19 protein-coding genes are annotated in these 16507 nt (G+C 55.2%); 5 read left to right on the forward strand and 14 right to left on the reverse strand.

Annotation, left to right across the window (positions count from 1 at the left end):
• Positions 1-125 precede the first annotated feature (125 nt).
• Positions 126-341, reverse strand: coding sequence for a 30S ribosomal protein S21 (rpsU, locus tag FHD02_RS14985; protein WP_001144069.1), 216 nt, complete (start codon positions 339-341; stop codon positions 126-128).
• A gap of 236 nt (positions 342-577) precedes the next feature.
• Between rpsU and tsaD the strand changes: the two genes are divergently transcribed.
• On the forward strand, positions 578-1591 hold the full coding sequence (tsaD, locus tag FHD02_RS14990) for a tRNA (adenosine(37)-N6)-threonylcarbamoyltransferase complex transferase subunit TsaD (RefSeq protein WP_042311072.1): 1014 nt from the start codon (positions 578-580) through the stop codon (positions 1589-1591).
• An 87-nt stretch (positions 1592-1678) separates the two neighbouring features.
• Here the strand turns inward: tsaD and ureG are convergent, their stop codons facing one another.
• From ureG to ttdA, 10 genes are all read right to left on the reverse strand, one after another.
• Positions 1679-2296, reverse strand: coding sequence for an urease accessory protein UreG (gene ureG, locus FHD02_RS14995; RefSeq protein WP_220394045.1), 618 nt, complete (start codon positions 2294-2296; stop codon positions 1679-1681).
• Between the two features lie 9 nt (positions 2297-2305).
• A complete protein-coding gene (locus FHD02_RS15000; RefSeq protein ID WP_220394046.1) occupies positions 2306-2977 on the reverse strand; it encodes an urease accessory protein UreF in 672 nt (223 codons plus the stop codon).
• Positions 2977-3435 carry an urease accessory protein UreE gene (ureE, locus tag FHD02_RS15005; RefSeq protein WP_042311069.1) on the reverse strand — a complete coding sequence of 153 codons (459 nt, stop codon included), beginning with the start codon at positions 3433-3435 and terminating at the stop codon, positions 2977-2979. Before ureE ends, FHD02_RS15000 begins: the two co-directional genes overlap by 1 nt.
• 9 nt (positions 3436-3444) lie before the next feature.
• The gene (gene ureC / locus FHD02_RS15010; protein WP_220394047.1) at positions 3445-5148 is read right to left on the reverse strand and encodes an urease subunit alpha; all 1704 of its coding nucleotides are present in this window, start codon (positions 5146-5148) and stop codon (positions 3445-3447) included.
• Positions 5141-5461, reverse strand: coding sequence for an urease subunit beta (locus FHD02_RS15015; RefSeq protein ID WP_220394048.1), 321 nt, complete (start codon positions 5459-5461; stop codon positions 5141-5143). The genes ureC and FHD02_RS15015 overlap by 8 nt, the downstream gene beginning before the upstream one ends.
• Before the next feature lie 9 nt (positions 5462-5470).
• Positions 5471-5773 (reverse strand): urease subunit gamma, encoded by a 303-nt coding sequence (locus tag FHD02_RS15020; RefSeq protein WP_003024678.1) that lies wholly within the window; start codon positions 5771-5773, stop codon positions 5471-5473.
• Between the two features lie 10 nt (positions 5774-5783).
• The gene (locus FHD02_RS15025) at positions 5784-6608 is read right to left on the reverse strand and encodes an urease accessory protein UreD (RefSeq protein WP_220394072.1); all 825 of its coding nucleotides are present in this window, start codon (positions 6606-6608) and stop codon (positions 5784-5786) included.
• Between the two features lie 123 nt (positions 6609-6731).
• Positions 6732-8195 (reverse strand): anion permease, encoded by a 1464-nt coding sequence (locus FHD02_RS15030; protein WP_042311057.1) that lies wholly within the window; start codon positions 8193-8195, stop codon positions 6732-6734.
• Positions 8196-8243: 48 nt separating this feature from the next.
• Positions 8244-8849 carry a L(+)-tartrate dehydratase subunit beta gene (ttdB, locus tag FHD02_RS15035; protein ID WP_137370704.1) on the reverse strand — a complete coding sequence of 202 codons (606 nt, stop codon included), beginning with the start codon at positions 8847-8849 and terminating at the stop codon, positions 8244-8246.
• Positions 8846-9754, reverse strand: coding sequence for a L(+)-tartrate dehydratase subunit alpha (gene ttdA, locus FHD02_RS15040; RefSeq protein ID WP_038633966.1), 909 nt, complete (start codon positions 9752-9754; stop codon positions 8846-8848). The genes ttdB and ttdA overlap by 4 nt, the downstream gene beginning before the upstream one ends.
• A 212-nt stretch (positions 9755-9966) precedes the next feature.
• On the opposite strand from ttdA, the gene FHD02_RS15045 reads away from it, so the two are divergent.
• On the forward strand, positions 9967-10908 hold the full coding sequence (locus FHD02_RS15045; protein WP_137370705.1) for a LysR family transcriptional regulator: 942 nt from the start codon (positions 9967-9969) through the stop codon (positions 10906-10908).
• Between the two features lie 31 nt (positions 10909-10939).
• Here FHD02_RS15045 and plsY read toward each other — a convergent pair whose 3' ends face one another.
• Positions 10940-11557, reverse strand: coding sequence for a glycerol-3-phosphate 1-O-acyltransferase PlsY (gene plsY / locus FHD02_RS15050; protein WP_003024662.1), 618 nt, complete (start codon positions 11555-11557; stop codon positions 10940-10942).
• Between the two features lie 106 nt (positions 11558-11663).
• Here plsY and folB point away from each other — a divergent pair, with 106 nt between their 5' ends.
• Both folB and bacA read left to right on the forward strand, forming a co-directional pair.
• A complete protein-coding gene (folB, locus tag FHD02_RS15055; protein WP_042311051.1) occupies positions 11664-12032 on the forward strand; it encodes a bifunctional dihydroneopterin aldolase/7,8-dihydroneopterin epimerase in 369 nt (122 codons plus the stop codon).
• A gap of 86 nt (positions 12033-12118) precedes the next feature.
• Positions 12119-12937 carry an undecaprenyl-diphosphate phosphatase gene (gene bacA, locus FHD02_RS15060; protein WP_042311049.1) on the forward strand — a complete coding sequence of 273 codons (819 nt, stop codon included), beginning with the start codon at positions 12119-12121 and terminating at the stop codon, positions 12935-12937.
• A 97-nt stretch (positions 12938-13034) separates the two neighbouring features.
• Here the strand turns inward: bacA and FHD02_RS15065 are convergent, their stop codons facing one another.
• Both FHD02_RS15065 and FHD02_RS15070 read right to left on the reverse strand, forming a co-directional pair.
• Positions 13035-14276 carry a multifunctional CCA addition/repair protein gene (locus FHD02_RS15065; protein ID WP_137349754.1) on the reverse strand — a complete coding sequence of 414 codons (1242 nt, stop codon included), beginning with the start codon at positions 14274-14276 and terminating at the stop codon, positions 13035-13037.
• Positions 14277-14338: 62 nt separating this feature from the next.
• On the reverse strand, positions 14339-14959 hold the full coding sequence (locus FHD02_RS15070) for a TIGR04211 family SH3 domain-containing protein (protein WP_048232822.1): 621 nt from the start codon (positions 14957-14959) through the stop codon (positions 14339-14341).
• Between the two features lie 242 nt (positions 14960-15201).
• Between FHD02_RS15070 and FHD02_RS15075 the strand changes: the two genes are divergently transcribed.
• A complete protein-coding gene (locus FHD02_RS15075) occupies positions 15202-16503 on the forward strand; it encodes an inorganic triphosphatase (RefSeq protein ID WP_220394049.1) in 1302 nt (433 codons plus the stop codon).
• The last annotated feature ends 4 nt before the right edge of the window (positions 16504-16507 follow it).

Here is a 16507-nt window from a genome sequence, read left to right on the forward strand (position 1 = left end):
GCAGCCAACACTGAGGCAGCTTGAATGATGACGTGTATAAACGAAAATAAGCCGCGCATTCCTTCCGGAAGCACGGCCTTACAACTACAACTCAGTCTGAATTGAGAGCCTTAGCTCTCAATGGATTAGTACAGACGAGTACGGCGTGCGTTTTCGCGAGCCAGTTTCTTCGCGTGACGTTTCACAGCAGAAGCTTTAGCGCGCTTACGTTCGGTAGTCGGTTTTTCATAGAACTCACGACGACGAACTTCCGCCAGAACACCTGCTTTTTCGCATGAACGCTTGAAGCGACGCAGTGCTACGTCGAACGGCTCGTTTTCACGTACTTTAATTACCGGCATGTAACTCTCACCTTTAATAAATTCGGTTTGCCGCTGGCATCAACGCCAGCTTATTTCAAAATGGTGCGGAATTTTACTGCAATTGCTGCTGCTTTGTAAAGCACCCACGCGATTTTGAAAGGGACTTTTATAAGGACAAGGAGTATACACGAGGCATTCGCCTGGGGCGAACAAAGTTTTACATCAACCCGCATTGGTCCTACACTGCGCGGTAATAGAGCGAGGTAAAACAAGTCATGCGTGTACTGGGTATTGAAACATCCTGCGATGAAACCGGCATCGCCATTTACGACGATGAAAAAGGTCTTTTAGCCAACCAATTGTATAGTCAGGTGAAATTACACGCTGACTACGGCGGCGTAGTGCCAGAACTGGCCTCGCGCGATCACGTACGTAAAACCGTACCGTTGATTCAGGCCGCGCTGAAAGAAGCGGGACTGACGGCGAAAGAGATCGATGCGGTGGCGTACACTGCAGGTCCGGGTCTGGTTGGCGCGCTGCTGGTCGGTGCAACCGTAGGACGTTCACTGGCGTTCGCCTGGGACGTGCCGGCAATTCCTGTGCACCATATGGAAGGGCATCTGCTGGCGCCGATGCTGGAAGAGAATCCTCCTGCTTTTCCGTTCGTCGCGCTGCTGGTTTCCGGCGGGCACACACAATTGATCAGCGTCACCGGTATCGGTCAGTATGAATTACTGGGCGAATCGATTGATGATGCGGCAGGTGAAGCGTTCGACAAAACCGCCAAGCTGCTGGGGCTGGATTATCCTGGCGGCCCAATGCTGTCTAAGCTGGCGTCACAGGGTGTGGAAAAACGCTTTGTCTTCCCGCGTCCGATGACCGACCGTCCGGGACTGGATTTCAGCTTCTCCGGCCTGAAAACCTTCGCCGCGAATACGATTCGTAATAACGAAAATGACGATCAGACGCGTGCAGATATTGCCCGAGCGTTTGAAGATGCGGTGGTTGATACGCTGATGATCAAGTGCAAACGCGCGCTGGATCACACCGGTTTTAAACGTCTGGTGATGGCGGGGGGCGTGAGCGCTAACCGCACGCTGCGCGCGAAGCTTGCCGAAATGATGCAAAAACGCCGCGGCGAAGTGTTCTATGCACGCCCGGAATTTTGTACCGACAACGGGGCGATGATCGCCTACGCGGGTATGGTGCGTTTTAAAGCGGGCGCAACGGCGGATCTTGGCGTGACCGTACGTCCACGCTGGCCGCTGGCGGAATTACCGGCGGCGTGAGTTTTTTGCCCGGTGGTGGCTTTACTTACCGGGCCAACAAAACCGTAGGCCGGGTCAGGCGAAGCCGCCTCCCGGCGATAAACCACGCTACACCCGCAACATTCCTTTCTCTTCCAGAAACGCAATAATCGTCGCCAGACCGTCGCCCGCTTTCAGGTTAGTAAACGTCCACGGACGCTCGCCGCGCATGCGCAGGGTATCGCGTTCCATCACCTCCAGCGAAGCGCCCACGTAAGGGGCCAGATCGGTTTTGTTGATCACCAGAAAATCGGATTTGGTGATCCCTGGCCCGCCTTTACGCGGGATCTTCTCGCCTTCGGCAACGTCGATCACATAGATCGTCAGATCCGCTAATTCAGGGCTAAAGGTGGCGCTCAGGTTATCGCCGCCGCTTTCCACAAAAATCAGATCCAGGTTGCCGAATTTCTCGCTCAGCCCTTCTACAGCGGCCAGATTCATCGACGCATCTTCGCGGATGGCGGTATGCGGACAACCGCCAGTTTCCACACCAACGATTCTGTCCGGTTCCAGTGCGCCAGCCTCGGTGAGAATGCGCTGATCTTCTTTGGTGTAGATATCGTTAGTCACGACCGCCAGTTGATAGCTGCTGCGCATGGCTTTGCATAACGCTTCCAGCAGCGCCGTTTTGCCGGAGCCAACCGGGCCGCCAACGCCCACGCGCAGGGGATGCTTGTAATCACTCATTTTTTCTCCTCAGGAACGGAATAAGCGGGAATATTGGGTTTCATGCCGGGCAGACGCGATGGCGGCTAACGGCGTTGCGGATCCGAGGCAGGCGTCAGGACACGCCAGCGCTTGTGCCAGACCTTGCGCATAACGATCGCTAAGCGAAATAATCAATCGCTGAGCCGCCTGCTGGCCAAAGGGAACCAGTTTGACGCCTGCCATCACGGCGCTCTCAATCCAGCTGTAGCCGAGGCTTAACGCCAGATTCGTCAGGGGGATTTTCCAGCGTACGCCCAGCCAGGCCATACCGCACAGCTGGCTATCGGCAAAGAGCGTGCGCCAATCCTGGGAACAGTCTGGTTCCCAGTCGGTGACCAGCCGCGTAAAGGCGAGGCCCCGGCTGCGTTCTTCATCCCGCAGTTCGCGGGTTTCCCGGCAGGCCAGCAGGTAAGCGGTCCAGCGGCGCGCGGCGGCGAGATCGTCCTGCTCACAGGCGCGATACAATCTCGCCAGCAACGGTAGGTCAACGGTAAAAAAGTTGTGCTCCATCTGCTGGATTTGCCAGTCAGAGAAGTCATCGACGCTTTTCACCCAGCCGATTTCTACCGCCCACTCCAGCCCCTGAGACCAGGTAAACGATCCTACCGGGAGACTGCTGCTGGCGAGCTGCATCAGGCGCAGCTGTTGGGTGCTATGCATCAGTGTGCATGGCCGTGATGATGCCCGTGTGACTCGCTCGCATAGGCACCCGCTTCCGGCTCAAACGGCAACTGGGCAAACGCCACCTCGAGGTTGAACTGGCGTAGCATATCGTCCAGCACATGATCGTGGTGGTAGCGCAGCTCATCGGGCAGGATCTGCAACGGTACGTGGCGATTACCAAGGTGGTAACAGGCTTTGGCGAGCAGGAAAGGGTCGGCGCAGCGCACGACGGAAACCGACTCCGGCGCGGCGATCACTTCGATCACCTCGCGGCCATCGTCGGTAGTCAGCAGATCGCCGCCGCGTAACAGTAAACCGCGCGGTAGCATTAAGCCGGCTTCGCGGCCATCGCTCAGCGCCACTCTGGCGCGGCTTTTTACTCGAACATCAATGGGTAGCGTGACGCTTGCGGTGACGCGGTGGGCGTGGTCAAGGCGTTGGGTCAGGTAGATCATCCTCACTCCTTAAAACAGGAAATAGCGTTGCGCCATCGGCAAAACGTCTGCCGGGTCGCTGGTAATCAGTTCACCATCAATGCGTACCTCGTAGGTCTGAGCATCGACGGTGATATTGGGCTGTAGACCGTTGTGGATCATGTCAGCCTTTTTTACCGTCCGGCAGCCTTTGACGACGGCGATAGCGCTTTGCAAATTAAGTTGCTGCGGGACGTTTTGCGCGTCGGCAGCCTGTGAAATAAAGGTCAGCCGGGTGTGATGCCGCGCTGCGCCAAGCGCGCCGAACATCATGCGGTAATGCACCGGCTGCGGGGTGGGGATTGAGGCGTTGATGTCGCCCATCGGCGCGCAGGCGATCATCCCGCCCTTCACGATGGTCGCCGGTTTTACGCCAAAAAAGGCCGGTGACCACAGCACCAGATCGGCCAGTTTGCCAGGCCTAACGGAGCCGACTTCGTGGGCGATACCGTGGGTCAACGCCGGATTGATGGTGTACTTGGCGATGTAGCGTTTAACGCGCAGGTTGTCATTGTCGCCCGTTTCTTCCGCCAGCGAGCCACGCTGAACCTTCATGCGGTGCGCCACCTGCCAGGTGCGCAGGATCACTTCGCCCACGCGCCCCATCGCCTGTGAATCGGACGAGGTCAGGGAAAACGCGCCAATGTCATGCAGCACATCCTCGGCAGCGATCGTTTCCCGGCGAATGCGCGATTCGGCGAAGGCCACGTCTTCAGCGATATCCGGATCGAGATGGTGGCAGACCATCAGCATGTCGAGATGTTCATCGATGGTGTTGACGGTATAAGGCAGCGTCGGGTTGGTGGAGGAGGGCAAAATATTTGGATGTGCGCAGGCGGTGATAATATCCGGCGCATGGCCGCCGCCTGCGCCTTCGGTATGGAAGGTATGAATGGTGCGATTGCCAATCGCCGCCAGCGTATCCTCAACAAACCCGGACTCATTGAGCGTGTCGCTATGCAGCGCCACCTGGATGTCCATCTCGTCGGCCACGGTCAGCGCACAGTCGATTGCGGCAGGCGTGGCGCCCCAGTCTTCGTGGATCTTCAGGCCAATGGCGCCGGCGCTGATTTGCTCGCGCAGGGCGTCAGGGTTTGAACCATTGCCTTTGCCCAGCAAACCGATGTTAACCGGCAACGTGTCCGCTGCCTGCAGCATGCGGGCGATGTACCACGGGCCCGGTGTGCAGGTGGTGGCGTTAGTGCCTGCGGCCGGACCGGTACCACCACCGATCATCGTCGTCACGCCTGAAACCAGCGCTTCTTGCGCCTGCTGTGGGCAGATCCAGTGAATATGCGTATCCACGCCGCCCGCGGTGACGATCTTGCCTTCTCCGGCGATGACTTCTGTTCCTACGCCTATCGGGATCGTGACGTCGGGCTGAATATCGGGATTACCCGCTTTGCCGATGGCGAAGATCCTGCCGTCTTTGATGCCGATATCCGCTTTGACGATCCCCCAGTGATCAACGATCAGCGCGTTGGTTATCACCAGATCCACACACGCCTGGGCGCGCATTTGTCCCTGGCCCATACCGTCGCGGATCACTTTTCCGCCGCCGAATTTGACCTCTTCGCCGTAAGTGGTGAAGTCTTTTTCCACCTCGATCCACAGATCAGTATCCGCCAGGCGCACTTTATCGCCGGTGGTTGGGCCAAACATGTCGGCGTACGCCTGGCGGGAAATGTTACTCATTATCTGCCTCCAGCGCGCCCATCACTTCACTGCGAAAACCCACCATCCTTTGTGCGCCAGCGACGCGCACCAGTTCGACTTCGCGCTTTTGCCCCGGTTCAAAACGTACCGCTGTACCTGTGGCAATGTTCAGACGGAAGCCCCGCGTAGCCGCCCTGTCAAAGCGCAGCGCCGGGTTCACCTCGTAAAAGTGATAGTGCGATCCCACCTGGATGGGTCTGTCACCGTGATTTTCCACCACGATCGTGCAGGTTTCGCGCCCCTGATTGATCGCAATGTTGCCTGCTGAGATCTGATACTCACCTGGGATCATTGCCGCTCCTTAGACGATCGGGTTGTGGACGGTGACCAGTTTCGAACCGTCCGGAAACGTGGCTTCAACCTGAATATCCGGGATCATCTCTGGTACGCCTTCCATCACCTGATCGCGGCGCAGGACGTGACGCCCGTCTTCCATCAGCGCGGCCACGGTTTGCCCGTCGCGCGCCCCTTCCATAATGAAAGCGCTAATCAGCGCCACTGATTCCGGGTAATTCAGCTTCAGCCCGCGGGCCAGGCGACGTTCTGCCACCAGCGCGGCGGTAAACAGCAACAGCTTGTCTTTTTCTCTGGGGGTCAGTTCCATAATGGGCCTCTTAGGTTTGCCAGATTCGCGGTAGCATGGGCGCTTTGTGTGTCAGCAGCGGGCGCAGAAATTGCCAGATATTGCGCATAACGCGCTGAACAATCAGGTTGTCGTTCGCAAGAAAGCGGATTGTCAGCAGCGAGTCGTTAAGCGTTGCCCCGGCATAATCCCCCAGTGGCGTAAGCCGCTCGCGCGTCCCCTCCAGCATGTGTTCGCTGGCCGGGTAACACAGCAACGTACCGACCCAGGGATGATGTGCGATCCCATGCAGATCCCCTGCCTGCACCTGCAAACGCTCTATCAGCAGCGGTTGCCCATCCCGCCACACTTCCAGACGGTTTTGTAGCGTGCCGTGGCTGAACGTTTCCTGCATGACAGGGCGTCCGAGACACAGCAGATCCCAGGCCAGCAAATGGCTTGCGGACGTCAGATGAAATACGGATTGGACGGTGGCATTAGCGCCGGGAAAGAAGATCGTATCCTGCGGCAGCCACTCCAGTGTGGCGTGTGGGGCGAGCGTGAAATGCTGGCGTAGCAACGCCTGCGGCCCACGGCTGCGATAAAATTTTCCCGCGCCGGGCTGAGTGATTAACGCATGGCTGTTTTCATCGAGTGATACGGAAATATGTAGCTCATCCCCGCCGACGATCCCGCCAGGTGGATGAAGCAAATAGAGGTGACATACCTCTTCTTCGGGATAAAACGGACGTTGAACCGCCAAAGGTCCATAGTGACGCGCCGAGGCGAGCACCGTTTTGTGTCCGGTGCGGGTAAAGTGCAGATCCAGTTCGGCCTGCCAGCCTCGTGTGAGTGTCTCGTGCGCCAGCGTGTCCAGAGCGTTTCCCTTATCAGCAAGAGGGTGTTTGCATACAAAAAAGTATGCCTCAGCGCATCGGGAAATCGATCATATGAGAAGCTTATGGATAAAGGGGCGACAAGAGGTCGCCCCAATGGGGTTTTACAGTAAAACGAGGGGCATCCAGACCAGACCGGTGATCACCAGCAGCACGAGGAAAATCAGGCCAAAAATAGCGCCCAGCCGCCAGTAATCGACCGTTGGCAAATAGCCGCTGCCGTAGTAGATAGGGCTTGGGCCGGTGGCGTAGGGAGTCAGAATACTGCCCAGGCCAATAGCGGCACCGACCATCAGGCAGAAGACCGGCAATGGGATTTCCGGCATCGCCAGCGCGGCGGCGATCATCATCGGTGCGAGGGCGGAGGTATACGCTGTGGCGCTGGCAAAGAAGTAGCGCAGCAGATAGAAGACCACGATGAGCGCCACCATCACCATGATCGGTGAATAGCCGCTCAGCCCGTTTGCCAGCAGCTTGCCGAACCAGGTAATAAAACCGGTGTTATTCAGCCCGGTCGCCAGGGTTATTAACGAGGCCAGCCAGAAAAAGACGTTCCATGCGGCTTTATTACTGACGATGTCATCCCAACTAATGATGCGCAGCACCAACATCAATGCCACCACGCTGTAACCGACCATCGCGGCGTCAATATAATCGCCACCGAAGATCCACAACACCAGCGCGCCGACCATCAGCCCCAGCATCTTTTTCTCACGTGCGCAGAGCGGTCCCATCGCTTTTAACTCTGTATCCGCCCAGCGAGGCACCTGATCGCCGGATTTCAGCACTGGCGGGTACAACACATACGCCAGCCAGGGCACGATCAGCACCAGTAAAATGCTCAGCGGCAGCATACCCAAGAACCAGTCGCCCCAACTGAGCGCCGTATGAGATGCGCCTTTCATCAGGCCGATCAGCAGCAGGTTCGGCGCCATCGCCGTTAAGAAAATCGCGCTGGTGACGCAGTCGGCGACAATGCCCATCCACATGATGTAGGAGCCAATAGAACGTGAACTGGCGTCATTGGGCTGGGAGTTATACAGCGGCGGCAGGTTGCGGATAATCGGGTAGATTATTCCGGCTCCGCGCGCGGAGTTGGAAGGCGTGACGGGGGCGAGGATCAGCTCAGAGAACATCACCGCGTAGCCGAGGAATAACGTCCGGTGCCCCATCTTTTTTACTAACATTAGCGCGATACGCCGACCGAGGCCGGTTTTCTCATAGCCGGTACCAAACATAAAGGCCGCGAAAATCAGCCAGATAACCGAGTTAGAAAAGCCAGACACGGCCCACGACAGCGATTTGGCGGTAAATTTAAAACCGTCCTGCGCGAGTTGCTCCGGGCTGAACAGGATCCACGGTGAAAGCACGGCGATAATCGAAATACCAATCATCGCCACGACCGCGCCGGGTACAGGTTCCAGAATGAGTCCCACAATCACACCGGTAAAGACGGCAAAATAGAGCCAGGTGTGGCTCTCAAGACCGGTGGGAACGGGTAAAACAGCAATAATGGCGATGACCACCAGCGGAGCCAGGTATCGCCACCAACCAGCTAAAGGTGCCATTGTGATATCCCTGCGAATGGGGAGAGGCTCTGCGCCTCTCCGGAAGGATTATTTGATGTAATGCACGTGCTCGCAGATCTCTTCCACGATGGGATCGCGGCGTTCAGCGAACAGCTTTTTGTTTTCGGCGATCAGGTTGTTGCCGTGGGTGTCGATAGACACAATCAACGGGCCGAACTCTTTGACCCGACACACCCACAGGGATTCCGGCATGCCCAGCTCCGTCCAGTGCACTTCTTCAATCTCTTCAACCTGAGTAGCCGCCAGTACGGCGCAACCTGCCGGGAAGATCACGTGCAGTGCTTTGAACTGCTTGCAGCCTTCTTCTGTCAACGGTCCCATACCACCTTTACCGACCACCAGTTTGACGCCGGTCTGCTCGATGAACTCTTTCTCAAAGGCTTCCATACGCATACTGGTGGTTGGACCGACGGAGACCATCTCCCATTTTTCACCGTTCTTACGCACGATTGGGCCGGCGTGGAAAATAGCCTTGCCCTTCAGGTCATAAGGAATTGGGCGCTTTAGTTCGATCAGGCGACGGTGGCACACGTCGCGGCAGGTCACCAGCGTACCGCTCAGGTAAATGACATCGCCAACGCGAATATCTTCCAGATCTTCGGCTTTAATCGGGGTTGTGAGGATCTTTTTCATAACGCGCTCCGGGTGTGAGACAGATTTTCGAAGGAGAGATCAGCATGAACCAGCAGCGTGCCGCGACGGTGCGCCCAGCAGCCGGTGGAAACAGCAACGCCGATAGTCGACGGATGGCGCGCGGCGGATTCGATATGCACGCCCATCACGGAGCTATTGCCGGTCAACCCTTGCGGACCAATACCCAGGCGGTTAAGTCCTTCTTCAAGACGCAGTTCCAGTTCGGCCGCTTTGGGGTTGGGATGACGTGAGCCGATAGGACGCAGCACCGCTTTACGGGAGAGTACTGCGGCAGTTTCTACTGAGGTGGCAATGCCTACGCCCACCAGCACCGGCGGGCAGGCGTTAACGGCCAATGTGGAGATATTTTCGAAGACAAATTTCACTACGCCTTCGTAGCCTTCTGAAGGCATTAACACTTTCGAGCGTCCTGGCAGGGTACAGCCGCCGCCAGCCATGTAGACTTCGATTTCCGCGTCATCATTATCAGGAATGATGTCCCAGGTGACCCACGGCACACCGGTGCCGGTATTTTTGCCGGTATTCACTTCGTCAAAAATTTCTACCGCGTTATGGCGCAGTGGCGCTTTGACCGTGGCGTCTTCAACGGCCTGCTTCAGGATGCTTTGCAGCTCACCCAACAGCGGAAAACGGGAACCGACCTTTACAAAGAACATAATCTCGCCGGTGTCCTGACAGGCCGGACGGTTCAGATCGATTGCCTTCTGCATGTTGTCAAACATGGTGTGGTAGATGATTTTACCCATCGGCGAGTCTTCGCCTTCACGCAGCTGTTTTAATTTATCCACTACGTCGTCGGGCATACGGGTAGAAATCATGGCGGTAAAATTCGCGACAATGTTTGTCAGCGTATTTATCGCATTTTGGTTATTTTGATTGCTCATCTTGTAAACTCCAGTTCTTTTATTTTCTGGAAATAAATTCTCCGCCACAAACTACCACTAAAAATAGGGGTTTATATTATTTGCCACTGTGAATATCCAATTAACAGTTCGTGAATGATGTCCAAATAAGGCAATAAAAATTGCGCAAAGGCAGGGTTTAATACGCGTGAGAGAATTACACTGCGGTTAACAACATTACGGATATACCGACCATGCTGAACACGTATCCCCTGGCGAAAGACCTGCAGGTGCTGGTTGAAATTGTTCATAGCGGCAGCTTTAGCGCCGCTGCCGCCACGCTGGGACAGACGCCAGCGTTTGTGACAAAACGTATTCAAATCCTCGAATCCACGCTGGGGACGACGTTGCTTAACCGCTCTGCGCGCGGCGTGGCGTTAACTGAGAGTGGTCAACGTTGCTATGAACATGCACAGACGATCCTCGCGGGCTACCAGCATCTGGTTGATGACGTCACGCAAATCAAAACGCGCCCGGCGGGGATGATTCGTATCGGCTGTAGCTTTGGTTTTGGGCGCAGCTATATTGCGCCGGCCATTACCGAACTGATGCATAGCTACCCTGAATTACAGGTGCATTTTGAGCTTTACGATCGGCAAATTGATTTGGCGCAGGATAATATCGATTTGGATATTCGTATTAATGATGAAATTCCTGATTATTATATTGCGCATTTGTTAACGAAAAACAAAAGAATATTGTGTGCGGCCCCGACCTATTTACAAAAATATGGCGAGCCGATGACGCTACAGGAATTAAGTCGGCATGATTGCCTGGTCACCAAAGAACGCGATATGACCCACGGAGTGTGGGAGCTGGATAACGGCCAGGAGAAAAAATCGGTCAAGGTAGCTGGGCACCTTTCATCGAACAGCGGTGAGATTGTGTTGCAGTGGGCGCTGCAGGGAAAAGGGATCATGTTGCGTTCCGAATGGGACGTACAACCGTTTTTGGCAAGCGGTGGACTGGTGCGTGTACTTCCGGACTATGCACAAAGCGCCAATATCTGGGCGGTTTATCAGGAGCCGCTGTATCGCAGCGTGAAGCTTCGCGTCTGTGTGGAGTTTCTGGCGACGTGGTGTCAGCACAGATTAGGCAAGCCAATTGAAGGGTATCACGTCCCTCAGGCCGGATAAGACGCTTAAGCGCCGCCATCCGGCAGTATCGTCACTCAGGATCTTTTTCGCGTTTTTTCTTCAGTTTGGTCCAGATTTTCGGCTCCTGACGGCGCCACAGACGCTGAATGTTGTCATGGTGACGTAGCAGAATTAAGCACGACAACATGGAAACCGGGAAGGTGAACTGGGGATTGAACCACCAGACATAAAAGGGAGCAATCAGCGCGCTGACGATAGCGCCCAATGACGAATAGCCGCTGAGTAAGACAGTCAGCAGCCAGGTTCCCGCCATTACGCCCGTTAAGTCCCAACCAATTGGCGCAATTGCGCCAAAGGCGGTGGCAACGCCTTTCCCACCTTTAAAGCCGAAGAATACCGGCCAGATGTGTCCCAGACAGGCGGCGATCGCTATCAATCCCAGCCAGAAGGGGCTGACGCCTAGCGCATAGGCACCCCAGACGGGCAACATGCCTTTCAGTACGTCGAAAATCAGTACGGCGACGGCGGCTCCCTTGCCACCTATGCGCAACACGTTTGTCGCGCCCGGATTCCCAGAGCCGCTGTCACGCGGGTCCGGCAATCCAGCGAGGCGGCATACCAGAATGGCACTGGAAATAGAGCCGCAGAGGTACGCGAAGATAATCATTCCAGGCGCGATTGCACTCATAAGCTGTTCCGTTTTGAAAATGTCGTGTAAAACGCTACTTCTGTGGATAATACGCATATTTCGCCGGAAGTGGTATCCGGGTTAGCCAAAAAGCAGGCGGGTCGTGATGGATATTGTATTTATAGAGCAACTTTCAGTAATCACCACCATCGGTGTTTACGACTGGGAACAGACAATCGAGCAAAAGTTGGTGTTCGATATCGAAATGGCATGGGATAACCGTAAATCGGCTAAAAGCGATGATGTCGCTGATTGCCTGAGCTATGCTGATATTGCTCAAACGGTTGTTAATCATGTGGAAGGCGGGCGTTTTGCTCTGGTAGAGCGCGTAGCGGAAGAAGTGGCTGACCTCCTGCTTAGTCGCTTTAATTCCCCATGGGTGCGTATCAAACTCAGTAAACCTGGCGCGGTGGCGCGTGCGGCAAACGTCGGGGTTATCATTGAGCGTGGCAGTAATCTGAAAGAAAATAATTAATTTAATAATTTCTAAAACAAACGGGTATAAAAGGGTCCTTTCGTCGGCTCTTTTTTGCCGTGGTTTCTCTATCTAGGGGTTTATTAATGAGTGATATGCACTCGCTGCTGGTGGCGGCAATTTTGGGTGTGGTCGAAGGATTGACGGAATTTTTACCCGTTTCCAGTACCGGCCATATGATTATTGTTGGCCACCTGCTGGGTTTTGAGGGCGATACCGCAAAAACATTTGAAGTGGTGATCCAACTCGGTTCTATTCTGGCCGTCGTAGTGATGTTCTGGCGACGTCTGTTTGGCCTGATTGGCATTCACTTTGGCAAGGTCCAACACGAAGGGACTGGCAAAGGTCGGTTGACGCTGGGACATATCCTGCTCGGGATGATTCCGGCCGTTGTCCTCGGTCTGGTTTTCCACGATACAATCAAATCACTGTTTAACCCGATCAACGTGATGTATGCGCTGGTGGTAGGGGGCGTGCTGCTGATAGCCGCAGAATGCCTGAAGCCGAAAGAGCCGCGCGCGCCGGGGCTGGATGATATGACTTATCGTCAGGCGTTTATGATTGGCTGTTTCCAGTGTCTGGCGCTGTGGCCGGGTTTTTCCCGCTCTGGCGCGACGATTTCTGGCGGTATGCTGATGGGGGTCAGCCGTTACGCGGCATCTGAGTTTTCTTTCCTGCTGGCGGTGCCGATGATGATGGGCGCAACGGCCCTGGATCTCTACAAGAGCTGGTCGTTCCTCAGTGCGTCAGATATTCCGATGTTTGCAGTCGGTTTCGTGACGGCGTTTATCGTGGCGCTGGTAGCGATCAAAACCTTCCTGCAACTGATTAAACGCATCTCGTTTATTCCGTTTGCGATTTACCGCTTTATTGTGGCGGCCGCCGTCTATGTGGTTTTTTTCTGATCGCTATTAAATGCCGGATGGCGCTACGCTTATCCGGCCTACGGGCGCGATATGTAGGCCGGATACGGCATTTATGCCGTCATCAGGTAACGTCAGTTTACTGGGCTGGTTTCGGACAACGCTGCTCTTTCCAACTGGCCACCGCCGCAATTCGCCGTTTCGTCAGCTCCTCCCGAATTTCCTGACCTTTAAATCCGGCCTCAACGACGTCTTTCGTTGGCACCGCCTGCGCAACCAGCCAGGCTTCACGCAGTAGTCTCCCTTGTGGATAATCCGCCGCTTCAAAGCCGGTACGCCCACGCACGTCGGCCTCGCTGGTCAGGGCGATTTGCTCTACACGCTGCGGTTTACGCCAGGCATCGATGGAATCAAACAGCTTCACGATGGTTTTTGGCTGCAGGATGGGGAAGGTATGAATGAGATCGTGGAACTCGGCCACCAGTTTGGCTAAATCACGGATGTCATTTGGCACGCGCAGGCGCTGACACAGTTGCTCGACCAGCTTGACGCCCGCCGGACCGTGACCGTGATGGCGTGGCCACAGCGCTTTGGGCGTTAATGCTTTGCCAAGATCGTGGCACAGCGTGGCAAAGCGCACGTCGACCTCGGGGCTTAACATGGCAGCCATCGACAGCGTCATCAGGGTATGAATACCGGTATCGATTTCCGGGTGCCACTGCGCGGGCGCTGGAACGCCAAACAGGGCATCAACTTCCGGGAACAGGACGCGCAATGCGCCGCAGTCGCGCAGAACCTGAAAGAATACCTGTGGATTACGGGTGGTTAAGGCGTTTTCCGTTTCTTTCCACACCCGCTCTGACGTCAGATGCTCCAGTTCACCGGCAGCGGTCATGTTGCGCATCAATGTCATGGTTTCGTCAGCGATACGAAAACCGAGGTGCGCATAGCGGGCAGCAAAGCGCGCCACGCGCAGCACGCGTAGCGGATCTTCGCTAAAGGCGGGAGAAACATGGCGCAGCAGGCGGTTTTCCAGATCGCTGCGTCCGTTATAGGGGTCGATAATTTCCCCGTCGTCATCGCGGGCCATCGCGTTGATAGTCAGGTCGCGACGCTGAAGATCGTCCTCCAGCGTGACATCCGCTGCGGCGTAGCAGGTGAACCCGGTATAACCCGAACCAGATTTACGTTCGGTACGCGCCAGCGCATACTCTTCCCGGGTTTGCGGATGGAGAAACACGGGAAAATCGCGGCCTACCTGCTGGTAGCCCGCGTCAAGCATCTCTTGCGGCGTGGCGCCGACAACAACCCAATCTTTATCTTTAACCGGTAGCCCTATTAACGCGTCCCGAACAGCACCACCGACCAGATAAATCTTCACGCCACTTTCCTTCTGAAAAAAATCATCCCTTAATCATATGTCAGTGTGGCGGAGAAGGCGATTCAGTTCATCCAGCGATCTTTGCGTTTACGGCTTGGGATCATGTGTGGCAGAACCAGGCCGAGCAGCAGACCAAGACCCAGCACGCCGCCGCCATACATAAACCACTGCATGATGATGGTGCGCTGTTTGTCATCAAGCTGCAGATTGGCTGCGCTGACCTTCTTTTGCGCCACGATAAGTTCGTTTTTCAGCTTCTGGTTTTCTTGTTTCAGCCCGTCGATCACACTGTCGCTTTGCGCCACTTTTTGCTGCATATCGGCGGTGCGCTGATTCCACGTGGTATCGATATTATTGAGCTTATCTGTCAGCGTCTTAACCTGGTTTTCCAGATCGGGAACGCGGGTGCGCAGGCTCGGCGTACTGTTCAGCTCTTTCAGCGGGATCCAGGCGGTACGTCCGGTGCTGTCTTTCACCTGGGCGTAGTTGGTGTTGGCGTCAGTCTGTAAAAGCGTGACTTCCTCGCCGGCGTTAACCGTACCCACGAGGCGATAATTATCTCCCGGACCGCTGCGGACCCAGGTGTTCAGTTCGTCAGAGACATAGCGCTTTTCTTCGGCATGTGAGACTGCAGTGGCGCTAAGTGCGAGTAAAGTTAATCCAATCAGGCGTAATTTTGGCATCAGGCTGTCGTTATTGTCATAGAAAGTGGAACGATAGTAGTGGCATCAGTGTCTCTACGCAAAGCATTCGACATCAATCGGAATCATCTGTGTCCTTTTTGCCACCACCCGAAACTTTTACGCCCGTCAAATTGCTCGTTGCATGGCAATTTGGCGCAAAATACTATCTACTTGACCATTAAGAACGAACTTAGTTCGCAGTCAGTTTTCTCAACTGTGACATAACCCATAAGTACAAGACCATGGCCCAGGAAATCGAATTAAAATTTATCGTCAATAGTGATGCTGTAGATGCGCTACGTGAGCGTCTGAATACGCTGGGAGGAGAGCATCACGCGCCCAGCCAGTTGCTGAATATCTACTACGAAACGCCGGATGCCTGGTTGCGTGGTCACGATATGGGACTGCGTATTCGCGGTGAAAACGGTCATTATGAAATGACCATGAAAATTGCCGGACGGGTAACGGGCGGTCTGCATCAGCGACCAGAATATAACATTGCGCTGAGCACGCCTGAGCTGGATCTCGCCCTGTTTCCCGCTGAAGTCTGGCCTGATGGCAAGCTACCCACGGAACTCGCTTCTCAGGTGCAGCCGCTGTTTAGCACCGATTTTTACCGTGAGAAATGGTGCCTTGATGTCGACGGTAGTCGGATTGAGATAGCCCTCGACCTTGGGGAAGTGAAAGCGGGCGAGTTTGCTGAACCTATCTGTGAGCTTGAACTGGAACTGCTAAGTGGCGATACCCGTGCGGTACTGAAGCTGGCAAACCAGCTGGTTTCACAAACTGGTTTACGGCAGGGTAGCCTGAGCAAAGCGGCGCGCGGCTATCATTTAGCGCAGGGGAATGCGCCGCGTGAACTCAAACCGACGCGCATTTTACGGGTTCCCGCGAAGGCGAGCATCGAGCAAGGTCTGGAAGCGGCGCTGGAGCTGGCATTATCACAGTGGCAGTACCATGAAGAGCTGTGGGTACGTGGCGTCAAGGGGGCAAAAGCCGAGGTACTGGGGGCAATGGGCCTGGTGCGCCACATTCTGATGCTGTTTGGCGGTATTGTGCCACGAAAAGCGAGTGCTCACTTACGCGATTTGCTGACCCAGTCGGAAGCGATCATGGCGTCGGACGTTTCTGCCGTTTCGGCGGTTTACAGCACACAAACGGCGATGGCAAAACTGGCGCTGACCGAATGGTTGGTAACCAAAGGGTGGCAGCCGTTCCTTGATGCGAAGGCGCAGGGTAAAATTGCCGACTCCTTTAAGCGTTTCTCAGATATTCATCTCTCGCGCCATGCCGCTGAACTGAAAACCGCGTTTGCTCAGCCGCTGGGCGATCAGTATGCCGATCAGCTTCCACGCCTGACGCGCAACATTGATAGCATGCTGATGCTGGCGGGATATTATGACGAAAATGTCGCCTCGGAATGGATCGCCAACTGGCAGGGCCTGCGTCACGCCATTGCGGCCAACCAATATATTGAAATTGAACACTTCCGCAATGAGGCAATCGCGCTGGAACCGTTCTGGCTGCACAGCGGAAAACGATAATCAG

It is taken from the genome of Citrobacter sp. EC_71 (assembly GCF_019584005.1).
Lineage (GTDB): Bacteria > Pseudomonadota > Gammaproteobacteria > Enterobacterales > Enterobacteriaceae > Citrobacter > Citrobacter werkmanii.